This window comes from Actinomadura sp. NAK00032 (assembly GCF_013364275.1).
In the GTDB taxonomy this organism is placed as follows: Bacteria; Actinomycetota; Actinomycetes; order Streptosporangiales; family Streptosporangiaceae; genus Spirillospora.
The window spans coordinates 5,304,801-5,323,262 of record NZ_CP054932.1; the positions used below are offsets into that span (position 1 = coordinate 5,304,801).

Genomic DNA, 18,462 nt, shown 5'->3' on the forward strand with positions numbered 1-18,462 from the left:
CTAATCACGCCGACACCGGCGGACTCAGAACCGGAGGAAACCATGCGAAAGCTCATCGCCTCGACGTACGCCACTCTCGACGGATTCATCGACAATCCGCACGAATGGTCGCTGCAGTACTCCGAGGAGAAGGCCCAGGCCTACGCCTTCACCATGGCCGAGAACGCCGACGCGCTCCTGCTCGGCCGCGTCACCTACGAGGGAATGGCGCAGGCGTGGCCGAACATGGGCGGCAACCCCTACGCCGACCACGTCAACTCCATCGACAAGTACGTCGTCGCCTCCCAGCCGGTGGACACCTCCGCCTGGAACCCCACCACGGTCATCGACGGCGGCAACCTCACCGGCGCGGTGACCGAACTCAAGAAGCGGGAGGGCGGCGACATCCTCGTCTGGGGCAACGGCCGCCTGACCGACGCCCTCGCCGCCGCCGGGCTGCTGGACGAGTACAAGATCTGGCTCTACCCGGTCATCAAGGGCTCCGGCGAGCCGCTGTTCCGCCCGGAGAGCGCCGGAACGGTCGAGCTGGCCGACTCCCTCACCTTCCCGAGCGGGGTCGCCGTCCTCACCTACCGCCCCCTCACGCCCTGACGGGCCGGAAGGCGTGCGGCCGGCGGCCGCACGCCTTCCGGTGCCGGTGCCCACCTCACTCCAGGTGCGCACCGCTCCGGTGACGAGGCGGCGGCTCGCTCAGATGACGCCGGCTTCGGCCAGCCAGCGCCACAGCTCGTCCTGGGGGACGATCGTGACGCCGAGCTTCTCGGCCTTGCCGGTCTTGGCGGCGCCGACGTTGTCGCCGGCAAGCAGGTAGTCGGTGCCGGCCGAGACCGACGAGACGGCCTTCGCCGCCGCCTGCTCGACCAGGCGGGTGACGTCCGGCCTGCTGATCTTCGCGCCCGAGCGCGGGTCGGTGAACGCGCCGGTGATCACGACGGCCCTGCCCTTGAGCGGCGAGTCGCCCGCGGCCGCCGCGTCGACCGGCCGGTCCTCGGGCAGCACGTCGAGGTTCACGCCGCGCTCGCGCAGCGCCGCGATCTCCGCCAGCACCTCGGGGCGGGCGAAGAAGGCGACGACGCTCTCGGCGACCGCCGGGCCGATGTCGCGGATCGCCACCAGATCCTCCACGGTGGCCGCCGCGACGTCCTCGATGCGCTCGTAGCCGGCCAGGCACAGCCGCTTGGCCGTGCCCTCGGACGCCATCGGGATCGCCAGCCCGATCAGCGCCCGGCGCAGCCCGACGTCCTTGGACGCCGCGATCGAGTCGACCATGTTCCGCGCGCTGACCTCGCCCATCCGCTCGTAGTCGAGCAGCTGCCCGGCCGTCAGGTCGTAGAAGTCGCTGCGGCGTGTGAGCACGCCCTCCTCGGCGAGCTTCTCGATCCAGGTGTCGCCGACGCCCTCCATGTCGGCCGCCTGGCGCGAGGCCCAGTGCATCAGCCGCCGCATCGCCTGGGCCGGGCACTGCAGGTTCACGCACCAGCGCTCCTCCCCGGCGCCGCGGACCTCCAGTTCGGAGCCGCACGACGGGCAGTGCGCCGGCGGGACGATCTCGACCTCGCTCCCGTCGCGCCGCTCCGGCAGCGAGCGGCCCGCGAACGGGATCACGTCGCCGCGCCGCACGACCGCGACCGTGTCGCCGATGCGCAGGTCGCGCTCGCGGATCAGGCGCGGGTTGTGCAGGGTGACGTTCTCCACCGTGACGCCGCCGACGAACACCGGCGCGACCTTCGCGCGCGGCGGGACGCGGCCGATCTTGCCGACCGGCCACTCGACCGACAGCAGCGTCGTGAGCTTCTCTTCCGGCGGGTACTTGAACGCGATCGCGCCGCGCGGCTCGGCGCTGTTGAAGCCCGCCGCGTCGAACGCCGACGGCTCGTGCAGCCGCACGACCGCGCCGTCGATGTCGTAGTCCAGCCCGTCGCGGCGGCCGCCGATCGCGTGGATCGCCTCCATCACCGCGGCGGCGTCCGCGCACACGTACTGGGCGACCGGCTCGAAGCCCGCCGGGAGGCCGATCGCGGCGCCGTCGCGGTCGGCTCCGAACGCGTAGAAGCGCAGCACCCGCTTCGCCTGGACCGCCGCCTCGGGGTCTTTCAGCACCAGCGTCCCGGCGGCGCCGGACCGGGGGTTGGTCAGCGTCTTGTCCGGGTGGGCCTCGTTGTAGGCGGCCCATACCGACCGCAGCATGACGGCCTCGCCGCGGACCTCGACGCGCCCCGGCTCCTCGATCTCCGGCGGCAGGCCCGGGATCACGTGCCGCACCTTCGCGGTCACCAGCTCGCCGACCGCGCCGGTGCCGCGCGTGGCGACGTAGTCGAGCCTCCCGCCGGTGTAGACGACGCTGAGCGAGAGCCCGTCGAGCTTCTCCGACACCCGGAACACCTGGCCGCCGAAGCGCTCGCAGAATGCGCGGATCTGCTCCTCGCCGGTCGCCTTCGCCAGCGAGAGCATCGGACGCGCGTGCCGCACGGTCGGCCCGGCGAGCTCCGCGGGCGCGTTGACCCTGCCGAGCGGGCTGTCGGCCGGCTCCAGCTCGGGATGCTCGGCGACGAGCGCCGCCAGCTCGTCCTTCAACGCGTCGTAGTCGGCGTCCGGCAACGGGCTGTCACCGGCGCCGTAGTACAGGTCGTTCAGCCGCTTGACCTCGGCGGCCAGCTCAGCGATGCGCTCCTCGACGTCCACACCCCGATTAAACGCGAAGCCACCGACACTCTTCACCGGCCGGCCGGGGGTGACTCCGGCCCGCCGCAGAGCGCACGAAAGGATGCAGGTCATGACCTCTCTCAGCCTGCAAGGAAAGTCGGCCATCGTCACCGGAGGCGCCAGCGGCATCGGCGGCGCCATCACGAAGCTCTTCGTCGCACGCGGCGCGCGGGTCGTCGCCGTCGACCTCCAGCAGGAGGCCGGGGAGGCGCTCGCCCGCGAGCTGGGCGACGCCGTCGTCTTCCTGCGCGGCGACGTCTCCGACCGCGCCGTCGCCGACCGCGCCGTCGCGACGGCCGCCGAGCGCTTCGGGAAGCTCGACACGCTGGTGAACAATGCCAGCGCGTCGCGCCAGAAGCCGTTCGAGGAGCAGACGGACGACGACTGGGACCTCGCGATGGACACCGGCCTCTACGCCACCCGCAACTTCATGCTCGCGGCCCTGCCGGAGCTGCGGAGGACCGGCAACGCCTCCGTGATCAACTTCGGCTCCGGCGCCGGGCTCGACGGCCAGCGCAACCAGGCCTCCTACGCGGCGGCGAAGGAGGCCATCCGCGGCCTGAGCCGGGTGGTGGCCAACGAATGGGCACCGCTCAACATCCGCGTCAACGTGGTCTGCCCGATGGCGCTGACGGCCGGCGTGGCGGCGTGGGCCGAGGCGCGCCCCGAACAGTACGCGCAGTCCGCCGCCAAGGTGCCCCTGGGCCGCTTCGGCGATCCCGACCGCGATGTCGCGCCCATCATCGCCTTCCTCGCCAGTGACGACGCCCAGTACATGACCGGCCAGACCGTCATGGCCGACGGCGGCGCGATCAAGCTGCGCTGACGCCGCGGCGAGGCGCCGCCGGGGACGCGCGCGCCGGGGGTGCCGCCCGCCCCGGCACCCTATGATTCCGGGGTGACCGCCTACCGTGATCCCGACGTGTTCGGAGACCTGGACGCCTCCGCCCTCCCGCCGCGCCAGCAGCGGATACTGGCCATGATCCGCGACTGGGCGGTCCGGTACGGGTACGCGCCGAGCACGCGCCAGATCGGGGACGCCGTGGGCCTGCGGTCGACCTCGTCGGTGTCGCGCCACCTGGCGAGCCTGGAGGACAAGGGGTTCCTGCGGCGCGGCACGGCGGTGTCGCGCCCGATCGACGTGCGCGTGTTCCTCGGGGAGCGTCCGGCGGGAGGGTCCTCGGACGGCCCGGTGGCCGTCCCGCTGGTGGGGCACATCGCCGCCGGCACGCCCATCTCCGCCGAGGAGCACGCCGACGGCGCACTGCTGCTGCCCCGCGAGATCACCGGGCGCGGCACCGTCTTCGGCCTGCGCGTCCGCGGTGACTCGATGATCGACGCCGCGATCCGCGACGGCGACATCGTCGTGGTCCGGCAGCAGCAGGAGGCCCACTCCGGGCAGATCGTCGCGGCCATGATCGACGGCGAGGCCACCGTGAAGGTGTACCGCCGCCGGAACGGCCACGTCCTCCTCGAACCGCGCAATCCCGCCTACGATGTCATCGACGGCGACGAGGCGGCCGTGCTCGGCATCGTCGTCTCGGTGGTCCGCAGCCTCTGACGCGGCGGACGTCAGGAGGCCGGGAATTGCGTGCGGTGAGCAGGCACCACTCCGTGCTGCTGCACCACATCGTGGACACGCGCCGGTTCGGCGACGCGACCGTGGTCAAGTACCGGGTCTCCCGGATACACGTCCGTCGGCCCTCGGAGGGAAGCGCCGTCAGCGACGTGCGCTGCCGGGCGTGCGACAGGGTGGTTCGACTGCGCGTCCATTCCGTTCAGCGCACCAAGAGGGCACGGCGCCGCTGGCTGGGCCTGATCGCGCTGGCCCTGCTGGCCATCGCGGCGGGGACCTGGGAGATCGTCCGTCTGGAGTCGGGCCATTACGGGGACCCGCTGGTCCTGTCCATCGGGGCCCGATCGTATGGATCCTCGGTCTCGCCGCCGCGGTCATCCTGGCTTTCCGCTGGCACCAGGAGGACGGTGTCCGCATCGTCGCGCAGCCGGAACCGGGCGCCGGGCACGAGTTGATACTCGGCGTCCGCTGACCCGGCCGCCGGGGTTCACCAGCCCGGTGGCAGCGAGGTGAAGTCGGGGTCGCGGCCCTCGGCGAACGCGGCCAGGGCCTCGGCGTTCGCCGGACCGCCCATGAGCCGCGCGAACCCGTCGTTCTCCCGCTCCCGCGCCCGCTGGATCTCCTCGCGGAGCGGCGCGGTCATATCGCGTTTGACCTCCCGCAGGCTGGAGACCGGGCGGCCCGCCAGCGTGACCGCGACCCGCCGCGCCTCCGCCATCAGGCCGGCGGGCGCGCAGACCCGCCAGACCAGTCCCATCTCCTTGGCCTCGGCCGCCGAGATCCATTCCGCGGACAGCAGGATCCAGGCGGCGTTCTGGCGCCCGACCAGGCGGGGCAGCAGGTAGCTCGACGCGGCCTCCGGCGCGACGCCCAGGCTGGTGAACGGGGTCTTCAGCCGCGCGTCCTCGGACATCAGTACCAGGTCCGCGAACCCGATGACCGTCAGCCCGATGCCGAGGCCCAGGCCGTTGATCGCCAGCACCAGCGGCTTGTCGAACTCGGCCAGCGCGTCGATGAGGCCGATGAAGCCGTGCTTCCCGGGCGTGAAGTCCGGGTCGGTGACGCGCTGGGCCATCTCGACCAGGTCGGTGCCGGAGCTGAACGCGCGGCCGCCGCCGGTCAGCAGCACCACGGCCACCGCCGGGTCCTCGGCCGCGGCGTGGAGCGCTTCGGTGAGCGCGTCGTAGAGGGCCTCGTTGAACGCGTTGAGCGCGGCGGGCCGGTTCAGCGTGATCGTCCGGACGCGGTCGGCGTCCTCGACGAGCAGGATCTCGGTCTCCTCGGTCACCGCCGGGCCTCCGTTCCGAGGACCAGGTCCGCGCAGCGCTCGCCGATCATGATCGACGGCGCGTTGGTGTTGCCGCCGGTGACCGACGGCATGACCGACGCGTCGGCGACCCGCAGGCCCTCCACGCCCAGGACCCGCAGCTTCGGGTCGACGACGGCCCGCTCGTCCGATCCGATCCGGCAGGTGCCGGCCGGGTGGTAGACCGAGTGGACGATGTTGGGCAGGAACCGGCGCAGTTCGGCGGGGTCGGCGTAGTCGGGCCCGGGCACGATCTCGCCCTGGTTGTCGCCGATCCCGTCCATCACCTCGCGGACCATCGCCATGCCCTCCAGCAGGACCTCCGCGTCCTTGCCCGCCGACAGGTACGCCGGGTCGATCAGCGGCGCCAGCTCCGGATCCGGCCCGGCGATCCGGACCGTGCCCCGGCTCTCGGGGTAGATCAGCGTCGGGAACACGCTCAACCCCGGCTTGCTCGTGGGCGGGCGCACCGGCTTGTCGCCGTCCTGGTTGGGGAACGGGTAGACCCAGTACAGCGCGTGCAGCTGCAGGTCGGGGATCGCGCCGGCCTGCGAGGTGCGGACGAACCCGGTGGCCTCGAACTGCGAGCCGCTCGCCCAGCCGGAGCGGCGCAGCCGCGCTTGGGCGAGACCGCGCAGGAAGTAGGCCGGCGTCGGGCGCCGCTGCGCGGAGTCCATCCGGAAGGAGACCGGGACGAACAGGTGGTCGTGCAGGTTCTCGCCCACCGGCAGGTCCGCGACCACCTCGATGCCGTGCCGCTGCAGGAGCGCCGCCGGGCCGATCCCCGACAGCTGGAGCAGCTTGGGCGAGTCGAACACGCCCGCCGAGACGATCACCTCCCGGTCGGCCGCCACCACGTGCCGGTCCCCGTCCGGCCCGATCACCTCCACGCCGGTGGCCCGGCCGCCGCTGACCACGACCCGGGTCGCCCTGGCGTCGGTGAGGACGAGCAGGTTGTCCGGCGGGTCGGTGCGCAGGTAGGCGCGGGCGGCCGAGTAGCGGACGCCGCCGTCCGCGCTGAGCTGGAAGACGCCGACGCCCTCCTGCTCGGGGCCGTTGTAGTCGTCCAGGAACGGGACGTCGAGCTTGCCGGTCGCGGCGTCGATGAAGCTGCGGGACGCGTCGGTGAGGTTCTGCTGCCGCCGCACCCTGACTGGCCCGCCGGCCCCGCGCACCTCGCCGGCGCCGTCCTCCCAGTCCTCAAGGCGCTTGAAGTACGGCAACACGTCGTCGTACGACCAGCCGGTGGCGCCGTCGGCGGCCCAGTCGTCGAAGTTCTGCCGGTTGCCGCGCACGAACAGCATGCCGTTGACCGAACTGGACCCGCCGAGCACCTTGCCGCGCGTCTGCGGGATCACCCGCCCCCAGGCCGCGGTCTGCGGCACCGACTTGTAGCCCCAGTCGACGAGCTTCTTCAGCTGCGGCGTGGACAGCATCACCGCGACCGCGCCGGGGATCTCCAGCAGGTTCTTCACCCCGCGCGCGGTGTCCCGCCCCCCGGCCTCCAGCACCGCCACGCTCGCCCCGCTCTCGGCGAGGCGGCGCGCCACCGCGCATCCGGCGCTGCCCGCGCCCACCACGACGTAATCGGCCCGAACCACGAGCACCTCCGCGCACACCAAGGGGTAGTGGACAGCTGTCCAGTCAGCGTTCCAGCCCAAGAGTAGAACACGTTCTACCTTCCGCGCCACGCCACCCGTACGCCGAGTTCCCCGCGCACTCCTCCGGCGACCTTTGCGGCACGGCGAGCGCGCGGCTGGAACCGGCCACCGGCGGGCGGGGACAGCGCCCGTCCGACGTGGTTCTCTACGGCTACCCGGCAAGCGGGCGGCGCCGGGCCGAGCCTTGGAGAGCCACGTGGAAGCGACCAGTTCCCGGATGCCGGAGACCCCGGTGGACGCCGTTCAACGCACCGCCAGGATCGCCGGCGTCTGGTTCGTCCTGACCTTCGTCTTCTCGATCCCGGCGGTGCTGCTGTACGACCCGGTCCTCAACGACGCGGACTACATCCTGGGCGGGGGCGCGGACGGGCGGGTGCAGCTCGGAGCCCTCCTTGAGATCCTGACCGCCGTCGCGAACGTCGCCACCGCGGTCGTGCTGTTCCCGGTCCTGAAGCGGCAGAGCGAGAGCATCGCCCTCGGTTACGTCGGCCTGCGGATCCTCGAATCGACCGTGATCGTGATGGGCATCGCCTGCGTGCTCGCCGTGGTGACCCTGCGGCAGGACCTGGCCGGCGAGGGCGGCGCCGACGCGGTGCTGCTCGGCCGGTCGCTGGTGGCGTTCAAGGACCAGACGTTCCTGCTCGGCCCCGCCTTCTGCGCGGGCTTCGGCAACGGGCTGCTGCTGGGCTACCTGATGTACCGGTCGGGTCTGGTGCCGCGCCCCATGGCGCTGATCGGGCTCATCGGCGGCCCCATCGCCTGCGCGACCGCGACCGCCGTCCTGCTCGGCGCCTACGAGCAGCAGTCCCCGGTGAACTTCCTGTTCACCGCGCCGGAGATCGCCTGGGAGCTGTCGCTGGGCATCTGGCTCCTCGCCAAGGGGTTCCGCCCGTCGGCCGCGCTATGAGCGCGCGTAGCGGGCCGGGGAGACGCCTACCGCTGCGGTGAAGTCGCGGGTCAGGTGGGCCTGGTCGTAGTAGCCGAGATCGCCCGCCAGCGCCCTCCAGTCGATGCGTGCGCCCTCGTCGGCGCGCGTGGCCGCCTCGTGGAGGCGGGCCCGGCGCAGCACCCACTTCGGGCTCGCCCCCACGTACTCGGCGAAGAGCCGCTGCAGGGTCCGGACGGACACGTGCAGCTGCTCGGCGGCCTGGTCGACGCGGAACAGCCCGGGGTCCGCGGTGATGCGTCCGACCATGGCCGCGGCCTCTTCGGCGGCGGGGTCCGGCTCGGGGAGCAGGGGCTCCAGGAAAGCCTCCGCCAGGCGGACCATCTCGGTCGTGCCGGCGCCGCCGAGCACGGCCCGGTTGACCTCGTCGACGGCCGGGCCGAGCAGCTCCGCGGCCGGGATCCTGCGGTCGGCCAGGGCGCTGACCGGCCCGTCGACGAACGGCCGGAAGCCTCCGGGCCGGAACTTCACCCCCAGGACCTGGCCCCGCCCTTCGAGGCGCCGCACGAACAGGCCGCGGTCGACCCCGTACACGAGCGCGCGGGGCTCTTCGAAGACGAGGTGCACATTGGGATGGGCGAGCACCTTGGTCTCGTACGGCTCGGCCGTGTGCCAGCGGACGCGCCAGTAGAGCTCCACGGACCGGGCCAGAGCGGGGCCCGGCGGACGGCGGTCGAGCTCGGCGACGGACGCGTTCAGGTGCGGAAACAGCACGCCGCGCCCCATCTCTCCCACGGGCACCAGGGTACTTTGGCGCGTTCCTCCAAGACCCGCACCCGCGGGTCTCCCTAGCGTGGAGACCATGAACGAACTGCACGCATACATGAAGGAATGCGCCGCCGAGGCCGCCCGCATCGCCCGCGGCGTGGACCGGGAGGGGATGGCGGGCCCGACCCCGTGCGCGGAGTTCGACCTGCGGGCGCTGGTGAACCACTGGGTGGTCTACACCTCGCACGGGCTTGAGCACCGCGCGCTGCGCGAGGAGCTTCCACAGGAACTCGTCGAACGCGACTTCACCGCCGACCCGTCCTGGGCGGAGGAGTACGCCGCCCAACTCGACCGGGCGGTGGCGGCCTGGGCCGACCCCGCCGTGTGGGAGGGCGAGATCGGGTCGGGCCCGGCGGCGTCGCCCGCGTCCGAGATCGCCTCGCTGCTCATCCTGGAGACGGCCCTGCACGGCTTCGACGTGGCGGCCGCGACGGGGCAGGAGTTCGGCGTCTCGGCCGAGGCCGGCGAGTTCCTGCTGGGGGTCGTCGAGGCGCAGGCCGAAATGTACCGGCGGTACGAGGGGTTCGCCGACCCGGTCCCGGTGGGCGCGGACGCCGGGGCGTTCCGGCGGGCGGTCGCGCTCTCCGGTCGCGACCCCGGCTGGACGCCCCCGGCCTGAACCTTTGCACCGTCCGGCGCGGCCTCGCGTCCGCTGCGAAGTGCTCCGACGCGGGGCCGCGCGCGGACGCGGGGCCGGGTCCTGATGTTGGGCCTTGACGGATCTCCAGAGGGTGATCAGACTCCGAGCATGGGAGCGCTCCCATGCATACCGGCGCCTCCCCCACCCCCTCAGACTCTGGAGTTACCGGATGAGACGACGCATCGGGATGCTCGCCGCCGCCGCGGCGGGCATCGTCGCGGTTCTCACGGCGCCTGCGCCGGCGCAGGCGTTAGGGCACGACGATCCACTGGCGCGGAAGGCCACGTTCTATGTCGAGCCCGACGGCAACGCCGCGCGGCAGGCCGAGATCTGGGCGGCCGAGGGGCGCGGTGACGACGCCGCGCACATGCGGGCCCTGTCCAAGGTCTCGCAGGCGATCTGGTTCACCGGCGGCACTCCCGCCGAGGTGCGGACGGCGGTGCGGCGGACGATGGTCAGCGCCGCCCGGCAGCGCGCCGTCCCCGTGCTCGTGGCCTACTACGTGCCGGGCCGTGACTGCTCGCAGTACTCGGCGGGCGGCGCCGCGAACGAGGCCGCCTACCGCGCCTGGATCGACGCGTTCGCGAGGGGCGTCGGCGGCGGCCGGGCCGTGGTGATCGTCGAGCCGGACGGGCTGGCGCTGCTGTCCAGCGAGCCGTGGTGCAACGAGGGCGGCGGCGGCACCACCGGCACCCCCGAGGACCCCGCCCGGGTCGACGAGCGCTTCCGCGAGATCAACTACGCGATCGGCGCCCTGCAGCGGCTGCCGCGCACCGGCGTCTACGTGGACTCCGGGCACTCCGACTGGCAGCCGCTCGACGACTACGACGCCGGGTACGGCGAACCGCGCGCCCAGCTCGGCATGGCGAGCCGCCTGCTGAAGGGCGGCATCGCCAAGGCCGACGGCTTCGCGCTGAACGTCTCGAACTACCGCAGTACCGATGAACTGGTCGCGTACGGCACCCGGCTGTCCAAGTGCCTGCGCCTCCGCCGGACGACGGGCGCGGCCAGTTGCTCCGACGCCGCCCTGGCCACCGTCCCGGAGGACCCGCGCAGGCTCACGCACTTCGTCCTGGACACCAGCCGCAACGGCCGGGGGCCGTGGACGCCTCCCGCGGGCGAGTACTCCGACCCGCAGGTCTGGTGCAACCCGCCGGGCCGCGGCCTGGGCGAGCGGCCCTCGACCCGCACCGGCGACCCCCTGGTCGACGCCTTCCTCTGGGTCAAGCGCCCCGGCGAGTCCGACGGCCAGTGCACCCGCGGCACCGCCGGGCCCGAGGATCCCGAGTACGGCGCGGTCGACCCGGCGGCCGGCGCCTGGTGGGCCGAGTACGCCCTGGGCCTCTCCCAGCGCGCCGTCCCTCCCCTCCGCTGACCGGACACGGGCCGCATCCGGACGTTCCGGCGCCGCCGCCCGCGACGGCGGCGCCGGAACGTCCCGCGTCGTCACCGCCGGGACTCCAGGTAGCCGGCGACCGATTCGGCCAGCACGGCGCGCGCCTCGTCGATGTCGGTCCACGTGCTCAGCCGCTGCTCCATGTAGAGGCCGTGGACGGCGGCCGGCAGGAGGTGGCGCACGCGCTCCAGCCGGTAGGCGTCGACGACGAGCCCGCGGAACGCCCGCGCGTAGGCGCGCCGCCAGCGGCGGTCCCACCGGTTGAGCTGCTCGGCCGTGCGCGGGTAGGTCGCGGCGAACTCGGCCGTGTCGCGGGGCAGCAGGCCGCGCAGGGTCGCCACCGCCCGTCCGGGAGGCGAGTCGAGCCCCGCCCAGAGCGCGTCGACGATCCGGGTCATCCGCTCGGTGACGGACCCGTCGTCCATCTCCTTCCACGGCAGCATGTCGCCCTGGTTTCCCAGTTCCTCCAGGACGGCCGCCCAGAGCCCGTCGACGTCCCCGAACTGGTGCTGGACCGTGCCCCAGGTGACTCCGGCGCGCTTCGCGACGAGGTTGGCGCTGATCTCACCGCCGTGCCCGCCGTCGGCGAGCATGGCGGCGGCGGTCCCGATCACCCGGGCGCGCGTCTCCAGACCGCGCCGGTTGAGCCGGGCGCCCCGCGCGTTCAGCGGGGTGCCGGTGCCGCCGGAGCCCGCCGCGCCCCGGCCGGTCGAGGGCTCGGTCACGGGCCGATTGTAGATCCGGCGCCCCGGGAGAGGGCGTCCGCAGCGCTCGTTTTATACATAGAGACCTCTATGTGATGATTGGCGGCACCGGTCCTTCCGGTATACGGTCGGCGCATGACGAGCCGTTTTCCCGATGCAGGCGCGGTGGGCGTGGGCGGGTTCGTCCGCGACGAGACGCCGACCCCCGAGGTGGACCGCCGGGAAGCGGTGCTGGCCTCGCTCGCCGGAACCGTCCGCGAGCTGGTCGACGCCACGATCCGCACGACGGTCGCCGACGACGAGGTGCACCGGGTCCGCGACGAGCTCGCCCTGCTCGTCGACCGGCTGCGCGCCGCGCGGCTGCCCGGTCCCGCCGGCGTCCGGTACAACTCCGAGCTGCGCGCCTGGAACTGGGGCAATGCGGTCGTCGGCGCGGCGAACGCGGTCGCCCCGCCGCTGGACGTCGTCCACGGCCCGTCGGGGTGCCACGCCGACGTCGTCCTCGGCGCGGCGTACGAGGGGCCTCCCGGGCTGGTGCACGGCGGAGTCTCCGCCATGCTCCTCGACCACATCATGGGCGTGACGGCGTCCGCGACGCACCGGACGACCTTCACCGGAACGCTCACCATGCGCTACCGGCGCGGCACTCCCCTCGGCCCTCTCCGCTTGGAGGCGAGCATCGTCCGCGAAGAGGGGCGCAAGGTGTTCGTGGTCGCGTCGATCTCCGACGCCGACGGCGTGACCGTCGAGGCCGAAGGGGTGTTCATCGAGCCCGCGGGAGCGCCGAGCGCGGCCGGCTGACGCCCCCGCGAGGGCTTCGAAACACATAGAGCCCGCTATGCCCGTCGCTCAGGTGATGTCGCGGCGCATCGGGCGGACGATCGCGGCGGTCGCGGCCAGCGCGGTGTACGCGAGCAGCAGCAGCGCGCCCGAGGCCGGCGAGAGCAGGTGCACCGGGTCGGCGGACAGCTGCTCGGACATCGCGTCGGTGACGGCCGTGAAATCGGTCAGCGCGGCGGTCGCGCCGCCGGGCAGCCACGGGTACAGCTCCCGGACGCCCGGGATCACCAGCAGCGCCATCTCCCCCGCGTACAGGTAGCCGATCACCACGACGAGCGCGGCGGCCTGGTTGCGGATCAGCGCGCCCATGCCGGTGCCGAGCAGCATGTAGGCCACCATCGCCACCCCGATGCGGGCGAGGATGCCGGCGATGTCGGCGGCGGGCATCCCCAGCGTCAGGCCGCGCGCGGCCGAGGCGCCGAAGAAGGCCGCGGCGGCGGTACCGGCGAGGACGACCCCGTAGGCGGCGCCGGCGACGCCGTGGGCCAGCAGCTTCGCGGCGAGCACCCGCCAGCGGCGCGGCTCGAAGAGGAAGGTGACGCCGGCCGTCCGGTGCCGGTACTCCGACGTCATGGCGAGCGTCCCGATCGCGGCGGGGACGAACGCGGTGTAGCCGAGGATGCCGAGAATCCCCCGGACGCCCTCCTCGGTGTCCAGTCCCGGCATCGGGGGGTCGAAGTTCTCCGGCCCGACGAGGGTCATCGTCCCGACGAGCCCGCCGCCGAGGAGGCCGCCCGCCAGCAGGACGAGCAGCCACGCCCGGGTCGCCAGCAGCTTGCGGAACTCGCCCTTGACCAGCCCTGCCATCACGCGCCCCCGGTCAGTTCGAAGAAGAGTCGTTCCAGGTCGGGTTCCTCGGCGGCGAGCCCGTGGACGCGGACCCCGTGCGCGGCGGCCAGGTCGGCGACCCGGGCCGCGTCCAGGCCGTGCACCCGCAGCCGCCCCGGTCCGGCGGGCTCGACGCGCCGCGCGGGCCCGGCCGGCGGCTCCCCGGCCAGCACGCCGGCGAGCGCGTCGGCGTCCGGGGACTCGACGAGCACGGCCGGGGCCGCGCCGGCGACGTCCGCCAGCGGACCGGCCGCCACCACGCGCCCCGCGCTGATCATCACGACGTCGTCGACCAGCCGCCGGACCTCGCCGAGCATGTGGCTGGACACCAGGATCGTCCGCCCCTCGCCGGCCAGGTGGCGCAGGAACGACCGCAGCCAGGCCGTGCCCGCGGGGTCCAGGCCGTTGCCCGGTTCGTCCAGCAGCAGCACGCGGGGGTCGCCGAGCAGCGCGGTCGCCAGGTTGAGGCGCTGACGCATGCCGGTCGAGAAGCCGCCCGTCCTGCGGTGCGCCACCCCGGCCAGGTCGACGAGGGCGAGGAGCTCGTCGACGCGGGAGTCGGGGTGGCCGCCCATCGCCGCGTACACCCGCAGGTGCGCGCGGGCCGAGTGGCCGGGGTGCGACGAGCCCGCGCCGAAGGCGGCGCCGACCGTCGACGTGGGGCGCGGGAGGTCCCGGTAGCGCCGGCCGCCGATGGTCACCGAGCCGGACGTGGGGACGACGTGGTCGACCATCATCCGCATGGTCGTGGTCTTCCCGGCGCCGTTCGGGCCGAGGAACCCGGTGATCCGGCCGGGTTCGGCGGCGAAGCCGGCCCCGTCCACGGCGGTGACGTCGCCGAACCGCTTGGTGAGGCCGGCGGCCTCGACGCGGAGCCCGCCCGTCACGTCCGCACCCCCGTGGCGGCGCGGATGCGGCCGGCGAGCCGGGACGCGTCCGGGTGGGACAGCACGATGCCGTCGAACTCGTCCCCGCTGATCGCGCGGTTCAGGGCGAGGTGCAGGCCGGGGCCTCCGCGGCGTGCCGAGACGAGCAGCCGGGGGCCGCGCAGCAGTCCCCAGACGCCGATCTTGGCGAAGCCCGAGACGGCCAGCCCGCGGCGGGACCCGCGCGCCTCCCGCAGCGGCGCGTCGACGCGCGCGGCCCGGGTGATGGCGGCGAGCGGGACGCTCACCCGCCCGCGCCGCGTCCAGAGCCGCTCCCAGGCGTCGAACTCGATGTCGACGCTGTTCTCGGCGATCGTCACTTCTGCCATGGCATGGCCCTTTCTGTCCGGCCGGCCGTTCAGGGGCCGGCGCTGTCGTTCGGCGGCGGGGGCGGCGGGGGCGGGGAGTCCAGGGGCAGGAGCACGGTCGCCAGCAGCCGCGGCACCCGCCCCTCGCGCGGCTCGTTGCCGAGCAGTGGCTGCAGGAGTTCGCCGAAGCCGCGGGCGAACTCGGCGAACTCGGCGTCGTCCAGATGCAGCACGACCTGCTGGTAGCCGACCCCGTCGGCGACCAGGTCGACCCGTTCGCGCGCCAGGTAGCGGGCGAACTCGGCGAGCAGGCTGGAGACGAACACGGTGAAGTAGCGCTCGTGGTCGGCGGGCGTCGCGGCGGCCAGCGCGTCCCCTCCGAGCGTCGCGCCGCCGGGGGCCAGGGCGAAGACGCGCTCGGCCGCGCCGCCGACCCTGCGCTCCTCCACCACGTCCAGCAGACCGCCCTTGACCAGGGCGGCCAGGTGCCGGTACAGCGTCGCCTGCGGGACGTCCGGCAGCAGGCTCGCGACGTCGCGCGCGGTGCGGCGCCCGCCGGCGACCGACCGCAGGATCCGGATCCGCACCGGGTGCAGCGCCAGCTCCGCCCAGCGCTCCTTGGATATGCTCACACCCTCACGTTATCATTCTTGATAATGAGAATGACAACCCGTGCGGGACCGGCTCCGGACGGCACCCGGGACGGGCCGCCGTCCGGCCGCGCTCTCACAGGAGGCGGAACGAATCCCCCGCCTTCACCCTGCCCGGCGTCACGACCTGCGCGTAGACGCCGGCGCAGGGGCGCTCCCCGAACCCGGGCAGCGGCTCGACGAGGTTCAGCCGCGCGGGGATCTTCAGCGCGCCGGTGTCGCGGGGCAGCGCGCCGTGCTCCAGCGTCGGCACCGAGCAGCGCGGTGTCGGCGCCATGACGCGCAGCACGGCCTCGCCGACCGCCAGGTCGCGGCCGACCCAGGCGTTCTCGCCGAAGCCGGGCCCGTCCGTGCCGAGCACGATGTTGGGCCGGTACCGCGCGGCCTCCATCACGCCGCGCTCCCCCGCCTCGGCGATCGCGTCCAGCGTCGCGGTGCCGACCAGGTGGACGGGCGCGAAGTCGACGAACGTGCCGGGCGGCGAGCCCTGCCCGAGCACGACCTCCTCGTCCTCCACCTCGGCGGTGACCCCCGCCGCGAGCACCTGGTCGGGGACGGCGCGCGCCAGCGTGGCGCCCTCGGGGCGGGTGTCGGTGAGCACGACCTCCCGGCCGAGCTCCTCGGACAGCTCCGCGTCGGTGCCGGCATCGCCGCCGCGCACCGTCCGGCCGTCCGGCAGGACGACCCGGACCCCGTCACCGTCGGCCGCCGCCGACATCGTCAGCAGGGCGCGCCAGAGCCGGGGGCTCTTGGCGCTCGCGATCCGCCCGGTCCCGGCGTCCAGCAGCGCCCAGCCGCGATCACCGCGGATCCCGGTCGCGGCCACCTCCGCCGAGGACAGCTCCTCCCCCAGCATCGACTTGACCGGATACCGCCACAGCGCCACGGCCGTTCCCGCCATCTCTCCCACGTCCCCTCCCGATCATCGAACCGACGAACACGGTACGTCAGCGTCCCGGCCGGTCGAATCCGCGGTCTCGCGGTCCCCTAGCCGCCGCCGTGCCGTCGGGCTCGGATCTGGTCCAGCAGGTCCAGGGCGCGTCGGTGCCAGTGGTGGTCGCCGGCGTCCCGGTAGGCGGCGGCCGCCTTCTCGATCGCCGCCGCGGCTTCGTCCGGCCGACCCGCCGCGTGCCGGGCCAGGCCGAGCCCGTGCCACGCCGTCGCCTCGCCGTGCCGGTCGCCGGCCCGGCGGAAGAGCTCCGCGGCGCGGGCGTGGGCGGTGGCCGCTTCGTCCGGGCGCCCCGTCTTCTTGAGGACGCTGCCGAGGTTGTTGACGGCCAGCGCTTCGCGGCGCCGGTCGCCGGCCTCGCTGAGGATCCGCTCGGCTTCGGTGAGCGCGCTGATCGCCTCCTCGAAGCGCCCCGCGTCCCGCAAGGCGCTGCCGAGGTTGTTCAAGGCCAGGCCCTCGCCGCGTCGCTGCGCGGTCTCGCGGTAGATGGCGGCGGCGTCGGTGTAGGCGGTGACGGCCTCTTCGTACCGCCGCAGCATGAGCAGGGCGCTGCCGAGGTTGTTCAGCGTCCTGGCTTCGCCGGGCCGATCGTCGTCCTGCCGGTGGACGGCGGCGGCATCGGTGTGCGCGGTGACGGCCTCCTCGAACCGCCGCAGCCGCCGGAGGGCGACGCCGAGCCCGTTCAGCGCGTCGGCCTCGGCGTGCCGGTCTCCGGACTGGCGGGCCGCCCGCAAGGCCAGGGTGGACACTTCGAGCGCGTCGGCGGTGCGGTGCCGCAGGTTCAGGTACTCGCCCAACGCGAGGGCGATGTGGCGGGTGATGCCGGGGCGTCCGGTGTCGGCGGCGGTCCGCGCCGCGGCGATCAGGGTGGGCGACTCGATGTCCAGCCAGACGAGCGCGTCGGCTCGTCCGGTGAACATCCGCTCGCGATCGCGGCTGGTGGGGTGGAGTCGGCGGTCGGCGTCGGCGGCACTGGCCCGGTAGTGCTCCAGGAGCCGCGCGAGCGCGTCGTCCCGCTCCCCCGCCTCAGCGGTGCCGAAGGTCCGGGCCGGGTCGCGCGGACGCCACCACCCGTACGGCTCTCCTTCCTCCACCAGCCGCATCCCGGCCAGTGCCTCCACCGTGGCGAAGGCTTCCGCGGCGGGCAGCCCGGTCAGGGCGGCGAGCGCGGGGGTGGAGATCTGCGGTCCGGGGTTGAGCGGCATCAGCCGCAGCACCCGCTGCTGGGTGCCGGTGAGGTGCTCGTCGGGATCGCGCGGCATGCCGGTGGATCCGGCCGGGTCGGTCGCCGGGGGCTCGGGGAGCAGCCCTTCGGGCAGGTAGCCGGAGCGGACGTCGAGGCGCCATCCGTGGGCGAGGACGGCCAGGTGCGCCAGGGCGATGGCGGGGAGGGGCAGCAGTGTCCGGGGAGCGGGGTCGTCGCCGATGTCTTCGCGGTAACGCTCAAGGCGGTCGGCCAGGGCCTGCTGGAAGGCGGACCGGTCGTCGTCGAGCAGCACCCGCAGGAGCCGCTGGTCAGGGGTCAGCGGCCCGGCCGCGTCCAGGCGGAGCGCGGCGCGCACGCGGGCCTGCCGGCCGGGTTCGACGACCAGCGGAGGGTCGTCGCCGTCGACGAGGTAGCCGGCCAGCGCGTCCATCTCGGCCAGCGCGGCCGCCGGTTCGCTGCGGGAGGCGTGGATCTCGCGCGCGGTGTCGAACTTGAGGACCAGGTTCCGGCGCCACGGCTCCGCGAAGCCACTGCTGACCAGGCACAGCGCGAACGCCCTGACCCATTCGGCGACCGGCGGCGTCCGGGGCTCGGCCATGGAGTAGGACGTTTCGGGGCTGGTGAGCTTCGTGGTGCCGTACCGGGCGGTGAGGACGGGGAAGCCGACCTCGAAGTCGCCGTTCGGCCAGAGCCTGCGGTCCAGGACGGCCGCCGCGCACTCCGCCGCGGTCCGCAGTGCGGCACGCGCCTGCTGCCCCGGCAGCGCCGGGTCGGACCGGGCGCACGCCGCGACATGGTCCAGGAGTTCGTCGCAGGTCCCCGCGAACGCTTCGGGATCGAATTCGTACCCCCAGCGCATCGCGTGCCAGCGCGAGAAGATCCGGTTCTCGATGCCGGTGAGCGCCTGGTCGATGCGCCGCCTTTCGACCTGGTGACAGAGGATCTCGTACACGCGCCCCACCCTCCCCTGCGCAATTCGGTTGCGCTTAACGCCGCTTCCCAGATTTCTTGACACCGGATCCCCGAATGGCGGCTCCGCGTCACCGGCCGGTCG

18 protein-coding genes are annotated in these 18,462 nt (G+C 73.8%); 7 read left to right on the forward strand and 11 right to left on the reverse strand.

Annotated features, from left to right (window positions below; all coding sequences use genetic code 11):
• Window positions 1-42 precede the first annotated feature (42 nt).
• On the forward strand, window positions 43-591 hold the full coding sequence (locus HUT06_RS24710; RefSeq protein ID WP_176197911.1) for a dihydrofolate reductase family protein: 549 nt from the start codon (window positions 43-45) through the stop codon (window positions 589-591).
• A 99-nt stretch (window positions 592-690) separates the two neighbouring features.
• On the opposite strand, the gene ligA is transcribed toward HUT06_RS24710, so the two are convergent.
• Window positions 691-2,682 (reverse strand): NAD-dependent DNA ligase LigA, encoded by a 1,992-nt coding sequence (ligA, locus tag HUT06_RS24715; protein WP_217711426.1) that lies wholly within the window; start codon window positions 2,680-2,682, stop codon window positions 691-693.
• A gap of 91 nt (window positions 2,683-2,773) precedes the next feature.
• On the opposite strand from ligA, the gene HUT06_RS24720 reads away from it, so the two are divergent.
• Window positions 2,774-3,529 (forward strand): SDR family NAD(P)-dependent oxidoreductase, encoded by a 756-nt coding sequence (locus HUT06_RS24720; RefSeq protein ID WP_176197913.1) that lies wholly within the window; start codon window positions 2,774-2,776, stop codon window positions 3,527-3,529.
• Between the two features lie 72 nt (window positions 3,530-3,601).
• On the forward strand, window positions 3,602-4,264 hold the full coding sequence (gene lexA, locus HUT06_RS24725; RefSeq protein WP_176197914.1) for a transcriptional repressor LexA: 663 nt from the start codon (window positions 3,602-3,604) through the stop codon (window positions 4,262-4,264).
• 502 nt (window positions 4,265-4,766) lie between these two features.
• On the opposite strand, the gene HUT06_RS24730 is transcribed toward lexA, so the two are convergent.
• Window positions 4,767-5,567: an enoyl-CoA hydratase/isomerase family protein gene (locus tag HUT06_RS24730; RefSeq protein WP_217711427.1), complete on the reverse strand. Its 801-nt coding sequence runs from the start codon at window positions 5,565-5,567 to the stop codon at window positions 4,767-4,769.
• Window positions 5,564-7,186 carry a GMC family oxidoreductase gene (locus tag HUT06_RS24735; protein ID WP_176197915.1) on the reverse strand — a complete coding sequence of 541 codons (1,623 nt, stop codon included), beginning with the start codon at window positions 7,184-7,186 and terminating at the stop codon, window positions 5,564-5,566. The genes HUT06_RS24730 and HUT06_RS24735 overlap by 4 nt, the downstream gene beginning before the upstream one ends.
• 256 nt (window positions 7,187-7,442) lie before the next feature.
• Between HUT06_RS24735 and HUT06_RS24740 the strand changes: the two genes are divergently transcribed.
• A complete protein-coding gene (locus HUT06_RS24740) occupies window positions 7,443-8,153 on the forward strand; it encodes a DUF4386 domain-containing protein (RefSeq protein WP_217711428.1) in 711 nt (236 codons plus the stop codon).
• Here HUT06_RS24740 and HUT06_RS24745 read toward each other — a convergent pair.
• Window positions 8,148-8,918 carry a helix-turn-helix domain-containing protein gene (locus HUT06_RS24745; RefSeq protein WP_176201591.1) on the reverse strand — a complete coding sequence of 257 codons (771 nt, stop codon included), beginning with the start codon at window positions 8,916-8,918 and terminating at the stop codon, window positions 8,148-8,150. The two genes, HUT06_RS24740 and HUT06_RS24745, sit on opposite strands and share 6 nt — an antisense overlap.
• 76 nt (window positions 8,919-8,994) lie before the next feature.
• Between HUT06_RS24745 and HUT06_RS24750 the strand changes: the two genes are divergently transcribed.
• On the forward strand, window positions 8,995-9,579 hold the full coding sequence (locus HUT06_RS24750) for a TIGR03086 family metal-binding protein (RefSeq protein ID WP_176197916.1): 585 nt from the start codon (window positions 8,995-8,997) through the stop codon (window positions 9,577-9,579).
• A gap of 190 nt (window positions 9,580-9,769) precedes the next feature.
• On the forward strand, window positions 9,770-10,975 hold the full coding sequence (locus HUT06_RS24755; protein ID WP_176197917.1) for a glycoside hydrolase family 6 protein: 1,206 nt from the start codon (window positions 9,770-9,772) through the stop codon (window positions 10,973-10,975).
• A gap of 71 nt (window positions 10,976-11,046) precedes the next feature.
• Here the strand turns inward: HUT06_RS24755 and HUT06_RS24760 are convergent, their stop codons facing one another.
• Window positions 11,047-11,721, reverse strand: a complete 675-nt coding sequence (locus tag HUT06_RS24760; protein WP_176197918.1) for a TetR/AcrR family transcriptional regulator — start codon at window positions 11,719-11,721, stop codon at window positions 11,047-11,049.
• A gap of 114 nt (window positions 11,722-11,835) precedes the next feature.
• Between HUT06_RS24760 and HUT06_RS24765 the strand changes: the two genes are divergently transcribed.
• A complete protein-coding gene (locus HUT06_RS24765) occupies window positions 11,836-12,501 on the forward strand; it encodes a PaaI family thioesterase (protein ID WP_176197919.1) in 666 nt (221 codons plus the stop codon).
• Between the two features lie 48 nt (window positions 12,502-12,549).
• Here HUT06_RS24765 and HUT06_RS24770 read toward each other — a convergent pair whose 3' ends face one another.
• From HUT06_RS24770 to HUT06_RS24795, 6 genes are all read right to left on the reverse strand, one after another.
• Window positions 12,550-13,347: an ABC transporter permease gene (locus HUT06_RS24770; protein WP_176197920.1), complete on the reverse strand. Its 798-nt coding sequence runs from the start codon at window positions 13,345-13,347 to the stop codon at window positions 12,550-12,552.
• The gene (locus tag HUT06_RS24775) at window positions 13,347-14,255 is read right to left on the reverse strand and encodes an ABC transporter ATP-binding protein (RefSeq protein ID WP_176197921.1); all 909 of its coding nucleotides are present in this window, start codon (window positions 14,253-14,255) and stop codon (window positions 13,347-13,349) included. The genes HUT06_RS24770 and HUT06_RS24775 overlap by 1 nt, the downstream gene beginning before the upstream one ends.
• A complete protein-coding gene (locus HUT06_RS24780; RefSeq protein ID WP_176197922.1) occupies window positions 14,252-14,623 on the reverse strand; it encodes a hypothetical protein in 372 nt (123 codons plus the stop codon). The genes HUT06_RS24775 and HUT06_RS24780 overlap by 4 nt, the downstream gene beginning before the upstream one ends.
• 29 nt (window positions 14,624-14,652) lie before the next feature.
• Window positions 14,653-15,234 carry a helix-turn-helix domain-containing protein gene (locus tag HUT06_RS24785; RefSeq protein WP_176197923.1) on the reverse strand — a complete coding sequence of 194 codons (582 nt, stop codon included), beginning with the start codon at window positions 15,232-15,234 and terminating at the stop codon, window positions 14,653-14,655.
• A 94-nt stretch (window positions 15,235-15,328) separates the two neighbouring features.
• A complete protein-coding gene (locus HUT06_RS24790) occupies window positions 15,329-16,153 on the reverse strand; it encodes an MOSC domain-containing protein (RefSeq protein ID WP_176201592.1) in 825 nt (274 codons plus the stop codon).
• Between the two features lie 86 nt (window positions 16,154-16,239).
• The gene (locus HUT06_RS24795; protein ID WP_176197924.1) at window positions 16,240-18,360 is read right to left on the reverse strand and encodes an Imm49 family immunity protein; all 2,121 of its coding nucleotides are present in this window, start codon (window positions 18,358-18,360) and stop codon (window positions 16,240-16,242) included.
• Window positions 18,361-18,462 lie beyond the last annotated feature (102 nt).

Coding starts and splice junctions, on each gene's coding strand:
- HUT06_RS24770 (WP_176197920.1), bottom strand. CDS start 13,347: ATGGCAGGGCTGGTCAAGGGCGAGTTCCGCAAGCTGCTGGCGACCCGG.
- HUT06_RS24790 (WP_176201592.1), bottom strand. CDS start 16,153: ATGGCGGGAACGGCCGTGGCGCTGTGGCGGTATCCGGTCAAGTCGATG.
- HUT06_RS24720 (WP_176197913.1), top strand. CDS start 2,774: ATGACCTCTCTCAGCCTGCAAGGAAAGTCGGCCATCGTCACCGGAGGC.
- HUT06_RS24780 (WP_176197922.1), bottom strand. CDS start 14,623: ATGGCAGAAGTGACGATCGCCGAGAACAGCGTCGACATCGAGTTCGAC.
- HUT06_RS24765 (WP_176197919.1), top strand. CDS start 11,836: ATGACGAGCCGTTTTCCCGATGCAGGCGCGGTGGGCGTGGGCGGGTTC.
- HUT06_RS24755 (WP_176197917.1), top strand. CDS start 9,770: ATGAGACGACGCATCGGGATGCTCGCCGCCGCCGCGGCGGGCATCGTC.
- HUT06_RS24750 (WP_176197916.1), top strand. CDS start 8,995: ATGAACGAACTGCACGCATACATGAAGGAATGCGCCGCCGAGGCCGCC.
- HUT06_RS24710 (WP_176197911.1), top strand. CDS start 43: ATGCGAAAGCTCATCGCCTCGACGTACGCCACTCTCGACGGATTCATC.
- HUT06_RS24745 (WP_176201591.1), bottom strand. CDS start 8,918: ATGGGGCGCGGCGTGCTGTTTCCGCACCTGAACGCGTCCGTCGCCGAG.